The organism is Coleofasciculus sp. LEGE 07092 (assembly GCF_015207375.1).
Lineage (GTDB): Bacteria > Cyanobacteriota > Cyanobacteriia > Cyanobacteriales > Coleofasciculaceae > LEGE-07092.
Window position 1 is genome coordinate 1 of sequence record NZ_JADEWY010000054.1, and the last position, 13,109, is coordinate 13,109.

Below are 13,109 nucleotides of genomic sequence, written 5' to 3' on the forward strand. Positions count from 1 at the left end.
GAGGGGCTGGGGAGCGGGGGAGAGAAATAACACCTCAATAGTCCTTTTGTCTCTATGTCTCCATGTCCCCGTTCCCGTGCATCTCCGCGTCTACTTCCCTTACACCCCCTTAAAAGCCCATGTAACTCCTGCCCATCCCCGGCTACATTGCTCGTCGAGCGTTCGCAAAGGACAAATGACAAATGACAAAGGACAAATGACAAAGGACAAATGACAAAGGACAAATGACAAAGGACAAATGACAAACTTATGTCTCGTTCTCGTGCCTTACTCTACTACGTCACAGCGCGTCTACTGCTAGCACCCTTAATGATGTGGACAATTGTCACCATTGTCTTTCTACTATTACGTGCTACCCCAGGCGATCCTATTGATGCTGTGATTGGCAACCGCGCCCCTGAAAGCGTTAAAGAAGAGTTTCGGGAACGGTTGGGATTAAATCAACCCCTGCCATTGCAGTACCTTAGCTATTTGGGGAATTTGCTGCGCTTAGATTTGGGGACTTCCATTACCGATCAAGGTAGAGAAGTCTGGGAGGTGATTCAGGAGTATTTTCCCGCTACTGTAGAAGTTGCTGTATGCAGCATGGCTGTAGCGCTGACGGTAGGAATTGGTGTGGGAATTTTGTCAGCGTCTCGTCCTGGCACTGCTCTAGATTTGGGGGGACGGCTATTTGGAATTATTACTTACGCACTACCCATCTTTTGGGCGGGAATGCTCGTACAGTTAATTTTTGCTGTCCAGTTAGGCTGGTTTCCCATTGGTGGACGTTTCCCCGCGTCTGTAACTGTTCCTGTCGGTCCTACGGGACTTTACACGATCGATAGTCTTTTGAGCGGTAACTTAGGAACCTTTTTCATCGCTTTGTACTATCTCACCCTACCTAGCCTGACGCTGGGAATTCTCCTGAGTGGGATTTTTGAGCGCATTGTGCGGGTGAATCTTAAGCAGACACTGAAAGCTGATTATGTAGAAGCCGCACGCGCTAGGGGGATTCAGGAACGTAGTATTCTGCTGCATCACGCTTTGAAAAATGCCTTAATTCCCGTCATTACGGTGATGGGACTCACATTTGCTTCTCTACTCGGTGGTGCCGTTTTGACAGAAGTAACATTTTCGTGGCCCGGATTAGCAAATCGGCTGTATTTGGCGATTGAGCTGCGAGATTACCCCACTGTGCAAGGAATTATGGTGTTTTTTGGGGCAATTGTGGTGTTTGCCAGTATTGCGATCGACATTATCAATGCGTTAATCGATCCAAGGATTCGGTATTGATAGGGAGTCACGTCTCTTATTAAAAAATAATCAACTACTTCTTGTGGGGTGGGCATCTGCCCCCCTTCCACATCCCTAACTGCTCCTATCCCCTGCTCAGATTGGATAAGTTATTTTTTTGCAATCCTAAGTTGAGCGTTCTTTCATATAACTCAACAACCAATTCGCGGCTGTAGCGCGTCGAGTCTGCCGAGGACCAAACTCCCCCACTTTGTAACCTTTAAACCCCAACTGTTCTTTCAACAACTGTTTGTTTTCCGGTGGAATCGAGCGTGTCAGCTTCACGGTTGGCGGACGGCTTTCAATAAAATTGGGAGGTTCTGGATAGTCGTCTCGCCATTCAGGAGCAACGTTTTTAATATCCCACTGACCACGTTCTGAATCGTAGCGATAACCCAGACAATCCCAGACCAGTTTATTTACCGTATCATCATCAATTTCTTCATTTAAAATTGCCCAAATTGTTTCGGTATTCAGTGGCGGTAGTTCAGACATAATTTACTAGTCAATCTTATTTTTTTATAGTGCAGGCAAGATGCCTGCTCCCAAGAAACTCAAGAAACACAGTGTCAACCATACAATATGGAACGATTTGGAATTCCCGGTAAAACCTTAATCGGTTCCGAGAGTCATACCCCGACATCCCGCCAAGTGATCGAGAATTTAGCGGCAATGGATAATACGTTCATGAATTTAATCCATGCTGGAGTGCGTTTCCATCAAGCGGGTTGATTGATTACTTTAAGGCGAAAACTGGCTTAGGACAACCTGTGCAAGTCTAAGAAAAAGCGCTACAACTTCTCTCCCGCTCCCTCACTCCCCATCCTCTTCCAGTGACGAGAGACTGTACTGACGGGCAATGTAATAGAAAAAGCGATAGTAATCATCAAACTGTTCGCTATCACACTGTCCCTGCCAGTTGTAGCGCACGTTCCCCTGGCTGAAAGTCAGTTTCATCAAACTAATCTCAGATCCAATGTCTACCTGTAGTTTCCCAGTCAGCCCTTGTTCGGTTGTGAAATTCTGTTGGTGAGATTCTCGGGTATCGATAGGGGGGCTGCTAGGCAATACAACCTCATCCTCTGACAAATTGTTGCCAGCCCATCCCCTGACTTGAGTGCTGGGTTCTTGGGGATCGCCGAAAGCTTGACCATCAAGATTATCGGGTATGGGGAAAGGCTTCCAATGAGTGGGATAGGGAAACTCAAAGTTATAGCGAGGGTTGCGGTAGGTACTCCAGCCGTTGGGTTCACCTAAATTGGAGGCACGGCAGCTTAATAGGATGAGTATCAGGGGTGTGATGCTCAAGGTGAGCTTTCCGAAAGCCAGTGACTTCCTTACCCATCTATCGGGATTCTTTTCCTTGTGACTATTAACGCTTGACTGACGGCGACCTAACCCTGTGACATCATTAAACATGAATACTGGTAAACGTGTTTCCACTTAGGGTTGAATGCCTTTCTTTATCCGCCAGATAACCCCAGCCAGCCGGAAAATATTAATAAATGTAACAATAATGCTGGCATAGTGGCTTAATGTCTTGACAGCCACCGAAGAACCCGATAATCTTACATACATACCCGGGTAAAACGATTGAAAATCATATGCAAGACAAGCAAAAAGTTACGTTGTATCTCCCACCAGGACTTCACCGCCAACTTAAAATTCGAGCTGCTGTTGATTTAGACTCAATGTCAGCCATGGTTGAAAGGGCGATTGTATTCTATTTGCGCCACCCAGAAATGGTTGATGAGATAGAGGAAGCCTATGGGAAAACTCATCAAGTTTATAACTGTCCTGAATGTTCTAGTTCGGTAGTAGTAAAAGAAGGGGAAATGGTTTCTCTGAAAAATCAGCCTAGTTTGGTAGATGACGAGCTACCGATAGAGAAGGTGCGAGAAGAAGTTAGCTCCCGCACTGACTCTCAGGGAGAAGAAGAGTTAGTTCCCTGCTGATGATGATAAATAAATGATAGAGCTAACTGTGTTGCTCTTTTGATGTTTGGGCAGTGGTTGTGCCGTCTCTAAAGTAGGTCGATAGTCATGCAAGAAGAGATCAATATTCTCATTCAAGCTCAATACCCTCTAATCTACCTCGTGACTTCTGAGGAAGAGAGAACTGAACGGGCAATAGCCCTGATTGCTCAAAAGAAGTACCAACAACGGCGTGTTTTCGTGTGGACTGTCACCCATGGAATCGTTGAGTATGGTCAATCACGCCACATCACGCAGCACAACACGGTTTCTCCAGAAGCTGCTATTCAGTGGGTTATTCAACAAAAAGAATCTGGTATTTATATCTTTAAAGATCTGCATCCCTTTATAGATGCACCAGCAACAACCCGATGGCTACGAGACGCGATCGCTGGATTTAAGGGAACTCAGAAAACAATTATTTTGATGTCACCGGTGCAAGAGGTTCCCATTGAGCTGGAAAAGGAAGTCGTTGTTCTTGATTTCCCCCTACCAGACTTGGCAGAACTTAATCAAGTACTGTCCAATCAACTGGAACAAACCAAAGCGCGTCGCACCACTACAGAAACGCGGGAGAAGCTCTTAAAAGCAGCACTAGGCTTGACTCGGGATGAAGCTGAGAAAGTTTACCGGAAAGCTCAAGTCAAAGCTGGGCGTCTCACCGAAGGGGAAGTGGATATTGTTCTTTCTGAGAAGAAGCAACTTATTCGCCGCAACGGTATTTTAGAGTATATTGAAGAAGACGAAACCATCGATTCAGTTGGCGGTTTAGAAGAACTCAAGCGGTGGCTAAGACAGAGGTCTGATGCCTTCACCGAAAGAGCCAGAGAATACGGTTTACCCCAACCCAAAGGGATGTTGATTCTCGGTGTACCTGGGTGCGGGAAGTCTCTAATTGCCAAAACCACATCTAGGCTGTGGGGACTGCCTCTGCTGCGACTGGATATGGGTCGCGTCTATGATGGTTCCATGGTGGGTCGTTCGGAAGCAAACTTGCGCAACGCCCTCAAAACTGCTGAATCGATTTCCCCAACGATTCTCTTCATTGACGAACTCGATAAATCTTTTGCGGGAAGTAGTGGTTCTTCAGACTCCGATGGGGGGACTTCCAGCCGGATCTTCGGTTCCTTTCTCACCTGGATGCAAGAAAAAACCTCGCCGGTGTTTGTAATGGCGACGGCTAACCGAGTCGAACGCTTGCCCGGTGAGTTCTTACGCAAAGGGCGATTTGATGAAATATTCTTCGTTGATTTACCGAATAACGAAGAACGCCAGCAGATTTTCAATATTCATCTGAGTAAGCGGCGTCGAGATATCGAGCGCTTTGATATCGAACAGTTGGCAAAAATTTCCGATGGCTTTTCAGGCGCGGAAATTGAGCAAGCCCTAATCGCAGCGATGTATGAGGCATTTGCTCAAGACCGGGAATTTACCCAACTAGATATCATTGCCGCGATAAAGGCTACGCTGCCGCTTTCTCGGACAATGACTGAGCAGGTCACAGCCCTAAGAGATTGGGCTAGGCAGCGTGCGCGACCTGCTGCGGCTTCCGTTGCTGAATATCAGCGACTGGAGTTTTAAAAGGCTTTCTCCTGCTCCCAACAGGAGGAAAGGCTAGCAAAACCCTTGCTAGCAGCATAAAAAGAGCCACCGTTAGTTGAACACGCGGCTCGATTCACCAAAGTAAAAGGCTACGTTGTCGTTTCTTTTCTATCTCTACTGGAGGAAATCTCATGTCTCACTTTAGCACTCTGCGCACCAAAATCACCGATGCCGAAATCCTGAAGGCTTCTTTGAGCGATCTGGGTATCTCGGTTAAGACGGAAGCTGATGTTCGCGGCTACAATGGTCAGCGGGTTCGTGCCGACCTCGTCGCAGTTCTCGAAGGCGAGTATGACCTCGGTTGGTCTCGCAACAGCGATGGTTCCTTTGACCTGATTGCTGACCTGTGGGGTGTTGCTAAGAAGCACAACCAAACTGAGTTGATCAATTCCATCAACCAGAAGTATGCCGTTAACAAGACCTTAACAGAAGTTAAGCAGCGTGGCTTGCAGAATGCCAACGTCAAACTGGTGCTGCAAAAATAGTCCATCTAGGCGTTCCCAAGCTTGCGGGTTGACCAATTTGCGGGGTTAACCCGTTTTTTCTCCCGTTATAAAACGGTACTGAAGCGATTCAGTGTGGTTTCAATAGTCCCACGGCTCCTGTTAAAGGTTAAATCCGTGGGACTTTTCAATTGAGAAGGCGATTCAGGTTGTGTACTCGGCATTAATCTTCACATAGTCATAACTTAAATCACACCCCCAAGCCTTACCAGAACCATGACCCTTACCAATACTGACCGAAATTAAAACGGTATCCTCTTTCAAATAAGCCCCAGCCGCCACATTTTTTAAATAAGCACTCGCTGCTGCCCGATCGAAGGGCAACGGTTGACCGTTTTCCATCAGCAAGAAATCACCCATTTGAATCCGTAACTTTTCTTGCTGGAATGGCACTCCCGCCCGTCCTGCTGCCCCAGCAATTCTACCCCAGTTGGGATCTCGACCAAATATGGCTGATTTTACCAGGGATGAGCCAGCAATTGTTCTGGCAATTTGGCGGGCGGCTTTGTCATCCGGTGCGCCTGTCACTTGCACTTCAATCAGGCAGGTTGCCCCTTCTCCATCTCGTGCGATCGCTTTGGCTAAATACTGGCAAACCTCTGTCAACATCGCCTCTAACTTTTCAGCATCCGGTCCCATTTCGGTAATTGCTGAAGTGCGAGACTGACCATTTGCTAAGGCAATCAGGGTATCGTTGGTGCTGGTATCCCCATCAACCGTGATTTGATTAAAGCTTTTATCGGCTGCCCGACTTAACATCTGCTGCCAAAGGGACGTAGACACAACCGCATCACAGGTGACAAAAGCCAGAAGGGTTGCCATGTTGGGATGAATCATCCCTGAACCTTTGGTAATACCGCCGACTCGCACGGGGCGATCGTCAATCAAGGTTTCCAAGGCGATGGATTTAGGGACTAAATCTGTCGTCATAATGGCTCGTGCGGCTGCATCTGAACCTGTCTCTGTTGCTGCCTCTACGAGTTGGGGAATGCTTGCCAGTAATGCATCCATGCGAATGCGTTGACCGATTACCCCCGTGGATGCCAGTAAAATCGATTCAGGCGAAACATTCAAGACTCCACCCAAGGCTTTGGCACAATCTAAGGCATCTCGCCACCCCTGTTCTCCAGTTGCGGCATTCGCTTGACCGGCATTCACTAAGATGGCACGGGCGCTGGCTTTTTTTTGCAATCGCTGGCGGCAATACTCGACAGGGGCAGCACAAACTTGATTGGTGGTGAAGACACCAGCGGCGATCGCATCTACATCCGACCAAATCAAGGCTAAATCCGGCAACCCAGACGGCTTCAAACCAGCAGCCATTCCTGATGCCCGATATCCTTTGGGAGCTGTAACGCCACCAGTAATTTCCTGCCAGTTTGACATAACTCCTCCAGCAAAACCCCGATCTGTGTTTGAGAAGCGATTATATCAACTATTGGCGTTTTGCACACGTCTTTGATACTGGCGTGTATAATTGCCAGAAAAAGAGAGCCACTAAAGGCGACTCTCTTACTTATCAGGGTGCATCTATCTACCAAACTATATCATTTATGGGGTAAGGGGTGTTACCCCTGTTTTAACTGTCGGTGGGGGTTTGGGAGAGGCAATAACCATTCCCTCGGCTCTGTGCTCTCCCAGGCGATCGCTATACCCGCTGATCTGTTATTCCTTGAAGCGAAAATATTACAAGCGATCGCAATTCTCAACCCATCCCGATCACGCTTTTTCAGGAACAGTTGACTTAACTGAGGAGCGTTCGTGTAATTTATTGAACCAATCTCTTAAGTGAATATACTTTAAAAGCCAATCTTCATCCAAGCGCAAGCTGTAGTAGCCGAGGGAACATAATGCGGCTACATCTGCTGCTGTCCAGGTTTCATCCCCCAACAAGTATTTAGACTTAGCTAATTGTTGTTCAAAAATTTCTAAAAGGCGATTGATTGACGTTTCTAATCTTTGCCGATAACGAGAATCTTCGATTTTTTTCAAATTGAGTATCCATAAGTTAATTATATTATCACCTAAATGATCCGCGAGTTCTTCCCATTTGCGACACTCAAGCCGTCTCCGAGGCTCACAGGGGTAAAACCTCATTTGTGGATAGGTTTCGTCTAGATACTCCGCAATTAATGTAGAATCCCAAATCACCGTGCCATCTTCATCGACGAACACAGGTACTTTACCAATAGGAGAAAGTTGGATAAATTCCGGGGGTTTATTAACCAGATTGATTTCTCTTAGTTCGCACTCTAGATTTTTCTCAGCTAACAGGATTCGGATTTTTCGAGAAAAGTTTGATTGTTGATGATAATACAATATTCTATTCATGAGATATCTCCCGAAAAACCCGAAAATCAATTAAGCTAGCCAAATCAAATAAGCTCCCCAGAAAGCCGCAGCTAGGGCAAGAATTACTAAGAAGATGGGAAAGTGAGCGCGACTAATTTTGCCGCTTTGAGTGCGTAAGGTTTCCACGTCAATCCAAGGCGTTGCTCCCCGGCGGAACCAACCTGTAAGGGTTACTTGCTCACCGATTAAATGGCTGGGATGAGTTGACAGAGGTAGTAAGTTACCCAGTGAACCCAGATAGGACATGAAGTGGAGTTTCACTAACCCTGTGGAGGTTTGCAAAATCAAATCCTGTCCTAACCTATTCAATAATCCGCGACGTCCCAAAAGTTTGCCCGTTAACTCAACAGGCAGACTGTCAGGGGGTAGGGTATCGGGGTTGGCGAGTAATTCTCCCAAATTGGGTTGAGTGCGAACAGTGGCGGGTTTGATATCGGGAAAGTAACGATTAATCCAGATAAAAATACTGAGGCTAAAGGCAACCAAAATGCAAGCATCTAGAAACGGACTGGCATTGTGGAGCCAAATCAGTCGCCAAATGTCCAACCCGTCGCTAACGATACCAATGAACCAGAGGATAGCTCTTAGCAGCAGCCCCAGTGCCAATCCAGCTAGTAAGGCACTTTGCAGTAAGGGCAAGGCTTTGGGACTGTTTTGCAGTTTGGAGAGAAGTGCAGCTTTCGTTGGAGCAGGGGGTGTGGGGATGGGCAAATCTAGTTCTGTACCCAATGTCCATAAGTGAGCGTAACGGGTACACAGATGCAAGCGATCGCCGATCAGGGGATGAGAAGCGGTGACAATTAACCAGTGGCGGTATGGGTTGGTGCAATCCCAGTGCAAAATAGATTCAAAAGAAATTTGGGGCGAACAACTGCTCAAGGGCAGAGCCTGTCGGTATCCTACGGGTAGCAGTAGGTCGAAGCTTTCCAAAAGTCTGCTGGTTTGACTATCCGTTTGAATCGCTTCTGGAATTCCCAACCCTATTTTTACTAAGGCGCGAGTTAGTCCGTTGGGATTGCCCGTTGTTTCTATGGCGATGCGATCGCTATAGTAAATCCTAACCCTCGATAACCACAGCAGGGGCAGGCGCAACAACCAATAGGTGCCGTAACTAATCGCACAGATAACGCTGGTAATCCCCAAGAGGATTGGCGAGAGTAATGGCAATTTGGATAAGTCTGCCAATCGCTCACCCCAGCGAGCCACTTGCCAGTACAGGATGTAAGGAATCTGAATGGCTAGGGTTCCCAGCGACATCCCCATAAAGTCTCGATAGGCAATATGCCCCAGTTGAGTGGCGTAAATTGTAGCTATTTCCTCATGGGATAACTGTGCCAATAATCCCTCACTGATAACAATTCGGGCTGTGCGGGGGAGATTGCCGTAGGTCATTGCCACGGGTGCATCGGTTGGTAAAATACCCAAAGTGGGTATGGGGAGACGACGTTCGCGGCAAAAGCGCTGCAATACCTTGGCCGCTTCTGGAGTGCGGGATGCCAGTTGAGTCAGAGAGAGTCGTTTTAAACCGTGAAACTGTCTCAACCCTAAATCGATTAACCAGGGAGATAGGATGAACAGAATCAGGAGAGTAACGGCTAGGGTAGGGGTGGGATTCCGGTAAAACAGTTGGATGGGCTGCAATAGGGGCAACTTCACTAAGATGTAGTTGGTTGTCCCCATCAAGAATTGCACCCAAAAGCGCAGCAGCCAGAAGAATGCAATCCCTGTGCCAATTTCAATTAACCAGAGGCGTCTTAAGGATGGGGATTTGAGCGGACGCCAGCCTTCAGCACGCCCCCGGTTACGGAGTCGAGGGCGATCGCCAAACCGTGAGGGTGTTGAGGCAGGAGAATAGGGAACCGGTAGTTGGGAGGTGCTGGGAGAAGGATGGGTAGCCGCACGTTCCGGTTGGGGTTTATTACCGCCAGAAAAGAGACGCTTGGTGGAATTAGTCAGCCGCTCTTTAATAGGAGATGGATTTGCTGGAGGCGTTGGATTAAGGGGGACAAATCCTGTAGAATCCGAGGTTGATGCTGTGGGCGGTGCGTCTTCTAGGGGAACGAACCCTGTCAGATTGGATTGTGGCAGAGAAGTTGGGGACTCAGCGATTAGTTTAGCAAGTGTGTTATCTGCCCATTTTTTGACTTTGGGGTTGGCGTCTTCGGTAAGCTGTTGGCATAGAGCGATCGCCTGTTGGACATTTCCACCTCGGCGATAAGCCGTGACTAATGCGATCGCAGCGCGTGAAACGATGGATTCGTCAAGCTCTACTTCGCGCACGCCTTCAAGGTGAGCGATCGCTTCGGTGTAATTGCCTTGCTTTAGAGCGTCTAAACCAATATCTAGTGAAGGATTGGGAACAGATGCCATTATTATTCTCCCACGCTCCTCTTAAAATTACCCTGAGGGTAGCACTATGATATCAACACATATCCAAAGGGAATAGGGAGTGGGGAATAGGGAATTTCACAATTCATTGCCAACATCTGGGAGGAATTGAACAGCGCCGCCACCTGCCATACATCTTAATCGTAGAGAAAGTGCTTTCAGCGATCGCACAACCAAGATACGAGAGGAAGTCAAGGTATGCAAGTGGAGGAACAGCCCTCACCCTAAATCCCTCTCCCACGGGGAGAGGGACAATGAAGCTCTTGCTCCCTACTCCCCACTCCCTACTACAATTTTTTCTCAACTAACTGACGCATCAAAACTGCTAAACGTTCGGCACTATCTGTCACTGCCAAAGACGCAGCGTTTTGAGCCATTTGTTGCAAAATATCAGGGGATTCGAGTAAATGCAACACCTTACTTTCTAAGAGCTGGGGTGTCAAATCAGCTTGACGGAACACTAAGGCGGCACCCTTGTCGGCAAAGCTGGCGGCGTTATAAGATTGGTGGTCTTCTGCTGCGTAAGGGTAGGGAATCAGGATAGCTGGAGTTTGGGTGGTTGCCAGTTCGGTGAGTGTACCGGCACCAGCACGACTGATTGCCAAGTTAGCACGTTGCAGAAGTCCTGCCATGTTGTCGTAAAAGGGCATTTGAATGTACTGGGGATGTTGTAGTGTTTCGGCTTCTGAATCTTTCTCCCCAGTTAGATGCACAATCCAAGCACCGCTATCAAACCAAGTGGGAGCGCATTGGCGCACGAGTTGATTTACGGCAACTGCGCCTTGGGAACCTCCAACGACTACAATTAACGGCGCGTTTTCAGGGATTGGGAGTTCGAGGGGCTGGATTTCCAGAAAACTAGAGCGTACTGGGGTGCCAACCGTGATGGTTTTGGCTTTGGGTAGATATTCAGTGGCTGCTTCAAATCCGAGCGCCACAGTATTGCACAAGGGGCTTAACCAGCGTGTGACTTTGCCGGGAATGGCGTTGGATTCGTGTAGAATAACAGGTAAACCTTGCATACGTGCCGCCGAGATAGCAGGTCCTGCAATATAACCCCCCGTGGTGAAAAGACCATCAAATTTTCGAGTTTTGAGCAGTCGCCGCACCTGTTGAATAGAACCGACAAGGCGTCCGAAAATGCGAATTGTACCCAAGCCAAAGGGCTGTTGAAAGCCTTCGACGGAGATGGTATGCAGGGGGTACTGGTTGGGAATCAGGGATTGTTCAACGCGATTGGGAACACCGAGCCATTCGATTTGGTAATCGGGTAGCTGCTGGGCTAGAGCGATCGCGGGAAATAAATGCCCCCCAGTACCACTGGCGGCAATCAGCAAGCGAATTGGTGCGTTAGCCAAATTGTTTGTCCTCCTACAGGCAACTGTACTCTCCGCTAAAATCGAGAATCAGTAGTAAATTGGCGAATAAAGGATTTCATCTCAAAATACTTAAACGCTAATTTCTTCCATTAAACTATTTCCTACGATGCCCTCAATGCGCAATCCGATAAATTTACTCCCTCGGCTTTTCCAGTATCTTCCCAGAAAAAGCCAATTTTTTTCCCAAAGGAATTGGGCGCTTTTTCTGCTCACGGTAGGTTTAACCCTAGGATGGGGTGTGGAAATTAAAGCTGAAACCCCCGACACAGCACCTCCTCAGCTTAAAGAACTCTTATCCCAAATTGACGCAGCCGCCAATCAGCGCAATATTGAAGGTGTCATGCAATTCTATAGTGCTGATTTCCAGAATTCTGATGGGTTAACTCGCGCCGCTATGGAGCAAGCCCTAGAGCAACTATGGGAACGGTATCCTCAGTTGAATTACCGCACACAACTCCAGTCTTGGGAAAGACAAGGCGACGACATTGTTGCTGAAACCGTAACCTACATTATGGGGACGCAGCCCCAAGACGGCACGATGGTGAAACTAGAAGCCACGATGCGATCGCGCCAGCGCTACGAAAACCAGCAAGTAGTCTCCTCGGAAATCTTGGCAGAACAAACTCTAATTACCTCTGGAGCTAATCCCCCCTCTGTAAAAATTAACTTACCGGAGCGGGTGCGTATCGGTCAGCAGTTTAACTTTGATGCGATCGTTGAGGAACCTTTAGGAGATAATTTACTGCTGGGAACGGCTATGGAAGAACCTATCCAAGCAAGCCGTTATACTCAACCGACTAACTTTGAACTAGAGCTACTGTCTGCCGGTGGGCTTTTTAAGGTGGGTAAAGCTCCCCTGAGAGAAGAAGATCGCTGGATTTCGGCGGTACTGATTCGGGGAGATGGCATCACCAGGATTACCCGTCGCTTGCAAGTCGTCGATCCTGCTTCGGCTTCAACGAAAGCGCCAGAGTAGGAATTAGAAAAACGATTAGACATCTCCAGAAATTAGGTTTTCACCAAGACAGGACAAGGGTTTCATGTTCATTTTTGGAGATGTCTATTAGACAGTGGTTAAATATGAGATAGCATAGCCCACACCCTGTTAAGAGGATGGAACTCTTCAGCGAAAAGCGCCAAAGAGACTAAAATAGGAGGAGGTATCTTCTAAAATTCCTCCTTGACCCTATCGGCTTCTTGACCTATTGAGTATTTCCGGGACTTAACCTACTGTGTTCGTAACGCTTCCTGAATCTCTAGACAATTGAGCCACTTCGACTCAATTCAACCCAGCAGGGCAGTAAAATTTGATTTGAGGGGTATGGTAGACGCACCCCAATGAATCTTAAGTAGATGCACTCACAGGATATAATCTAACTCAGTTTTTCTCTTCTGGGGTGAGGGGTCACTCCCCCCACACTCTCTCAGCAGAATCTCGGCAACGACGGCATCAGCCAATCACTGCCACTTCTATTGATATAATTGCTCATCTAAAAAGAAAGAAGAGAGCCACTTGAGGCGACTCTCCAGATCATCAGGGTGCATCTACTAAACACAATTATAAGCATTGGGGATGAGGGGTGTCACCCCCTATTGTGTAAAGAATCAATAAAGTAGCAACAACCCGCCAGTGGTTA

13 protein-coding genes are annotated in these 13,109 nt (G+C 47.6%); 6 read left to right on the forward strand and 7 right to left on the reverse strand.

What is annotated here, in order from left to right; all coding sequences use genetic code 11:
- The first annotated feature begins 249 nt into the window (after positions 1–249).
- Positions 250–1,275, forward strand: a complete 1,026-nt coding sequence (locus IQ257_RS14665) for an ABC transporter permease (protein ID WP_193877400.1) — start codon at positions 250–252, stop codon at positions 1,273–1,275.
- A 126-nt stretch (positions 1,276–1,401) separates the two neighbouring features.
- On the opposite strand, the gene IQ257_RS14670 is transcribed toward IQ257_RS14665, so the two are convergent.
- The gene (locus IQ257_RS14670; RefSeq protein ID WP_193877399.1) at positions 1,402–1,770 is read right to left on the reverse strand and encodes a DUF1823 family protein; all 369 of its coding nucleotides are present in this window, start codon (positions 1,768–1,770) and stop codon (positions 1,402–1,404) included.
- An 87-nt stretch (positions 1,771–1,857) separates the two neighbouring features.
- Between IQ257_RS14670 and IQ257_RS14675 the strand changes: the two genes are divergently transcribed.
- Entirely contained in the window at positions 1,858–2,007 is a 150-nt protein-coding gene (locus tag IQ257_RS14675) for a hypothetical protein (RefSeq protein WP_193877404.1), read from the forward strand.
- Positions 2,008–2,088: 81 nt separating this feature from the next.
- Here the strand turns inward: IQ257_RS14675 and IQ257_RS14680 are convergent, their stop codons facing one another.
- Positions 2,089–2,718 carry a hypothetical protein gene (locus tag IQ257_RS14680; RefSeq protein WP_228060723.1) on the reverse strand — a complete coding sequence of 210 codons (630 nt, stop codon included), beginning with the start codon at positions 2,716–2,718 and terminating at the stop codon, positions 2,089–2,091.
- Positions 2,719–2,853 (reverse strand): hypothetical protein, encoded by a 135-nt coding sequence (locus IQ257_RS30765; RefSeq protein WP_265584530.1) that lies wholly within the window; start codon positions 2,851–2,853, stop codon positions 2,719–2,721.
- A 26-nt stretch (positions 2,854–2,879) separates the two neighbouring features.
- Here IQ257_RS30765 and IQ257_RS14685 point away from each other — a divergent pair, with 26 nt between their 5' ends.
- The 3 genes from IQ257_RS14685 (at position 2,880) to IQ257_RS14695 (ending at position 5,335) form a co-directional block, all read left to right on the forward strand.
- Complete coding sequence (locus IQ257_RS14685; RefSeq protein ID WP_193877397.1) at positions 2,880–3,230, forward strand: hypothetical protein; 351 nt, start codon at positions 2,880–2,882, stop codon at positions 3,228–3,230.
- Between the two features lie 87 nt (positions 3,231–3,317).
- Positions 3,318–4,829, forward strand: a complete 1,512-nt coding sequence (locus IQ257_RS14690) for an AAA family ATPase (RefSeq protein ID WP_193877395.1) — start codon at positions 3,318–3,320, stop codon at positions 4,827–4,829.
- 152 nt (positions 4,830–4,981) lie between these two features.
- Positions 4,982–5,335: a DUF1257 domain-containing protein gene (locus IQ257_RS14695; RefSeq protein ID WP_193877393.1), complete on the forward strand. Its 354-nt coding sequence runs from the start codon at positions 4,982–4,984 to the stop codon at positions 5,333–5,335.
- 162 nt (positions 5,336–5,497) lie between these two features.
- Here IQ257_RS14695 and argJ read toward each other — a convergent pair whose 3' ends face one another.
- The 4 genes from argJ to murG form a co-directional block, all read right to left on the reverse strand.
- A complete protein-coding gene (argJ, locus tag IQ257_RS14700; RefSeq protein ID WP_193877391.1) occupies positions 5,498–6,739 on the reverse strand; it encodes a bifunctional ornithine acetyltransferase/N-acetylglutamate synthase in 1,242 nt (413 codons plus the stop codon).
- Positions 6,740–7,072: 333 nt separating this feature from the next.
- Complete coding sequence (locus IQ257_RS14705) at positions 7,073–7,684, reverse strand: glutathione S-transferase family protein (protein WP_193877389.1); 612 nt, start codon at positions 7,682–7,684, stop codon at positions 7,073–7,075.
- Between the two features lie 30 nt (positions 7,685–7,714).
- Positions 7,715–10,075 (reverse strand): zinc metalloprotease HtpX, encoded by a 2,361-nt coding sequence (locus tag IQ257_RS14710; protein ID WP_193877387.1) that lies wholly within the window; start codon positions 10,073–10,075, stop codon positions 7,715–7,717.
- Between the two features lie 305 nt (positions 10,076–10,380).
- Positions 10,381–11,451 (reverse strand): undecaprenyldiphospho-muramoylpentapeptide beta-N-acetylglucosaminyltransferase, encoded by a 1,071-nt coding sequence (murG, locus tag IQ257_RS14715; protein WP_193877385.1) that lies wholly within the window; start codon positions 11,449–11,451, stop codon positions 10,381–10,383.
- A 136-nt stretch (positions 11,452–11,587) separates the two neighbouring features.
- On the opposite strand from murG, the gene IQ257_RS14720 reads away from it, so the two are divergent.
- A complete protein-coding gene (locus IQ257_RS14720; RefSeq protein WP_193877402.1) occupies positions 11,588–12,448 on the forward strand; it encodes a nuclear transport factor 2 family protein in 861 nt (286 codons plus the stop codon).
- Positions 12,449–13,109 lie beyond the last annotated feature (661 nt).

What these genes read in the sequence shown, in the direction of transcription:
- IQ257_RS14665 (WP_193877400.1), top strand. Translation starts at nt 250, where the DNA reads ATGTCTCGTTCTCGTGCCTTACTCTACTACGTCACAGCGCGTCTACTG.
- IQ257_RS14670 (WP_193877399.1), bottom strand. Translation starts at nt 1,770, where the DNA reads ATGTCTGAACTACCGCCACTGAATACCGAAACAATTTGGGCAATTTTA.
- IQ257_RS14675 (WP_193877404.1), top strand. Translation starts at nt 1,858, where the DNA reads ATGGAACGATTTGGAATTCCCGGTAAAACCTTAATCGGTTCCGAGAGT.
- IQ257_RS30765 (WP_265584530.1), bottom strand. Translation starts at nt 2,853, where the DNA reads ATGTATGTAAGATTATCGGGTTCTTCGGTGGCTGTCAAGACATTAAGC.
- IQ257_RS14685 (WP_193877397.1), top strand. Translation starts at nt 2,880, where the DNA reads ATGCAAGACAAGCAAAAAGTTACGTTGTATCTCCCACCAGGACTTCAC.
- IQ257_RS14690 (WP_193877395.1), top strand. Translation starts at nt 3,318, where the DNA reads ATGCAAGAAGAGATCAATATTCTCATTCAAGCTCAATACCCTCTAATC.
- IQ257_RS14695 (WP_193877393.1), top strand. Translation starts at nt 4,982, where the DNA reads ATGTCTCACTTTAGCACTCTGCGCACCAAAATCACCGATGCCGAAATC.
- argJ (WP_193877391.1), bottom strand. Translation starts at nt 6,739, where the DNA reads ATGTCAAACTGGCAGGAAATTACTGGTGGCGTTACAGCTCCCAAAGGA.
- IQ257_RS14705 (WP_193877389.1), bottom strand. Translation starts at nt 7,684, where the DNA reads ATGAATAGAATATTGTATTATCATCAACAATCAAACTTTTCTCGAAAA.
- IQ257_RS14710 (WP_193877387.1), bottom strand. Translation starts at nt 10,075, where the DNA reads ATGGCATCTGTTCCCAATCCTTCACTAGATATTGGTTTAGACGCTCTA.
- IQ257_RS14720 (WP_193877402.1), top strand. Translation starts at nt 11,588, where the DNA reads ATGCGCAATCCGATAAATTTACTCCCTCGGCTTTTCCAGTATCTTCCC.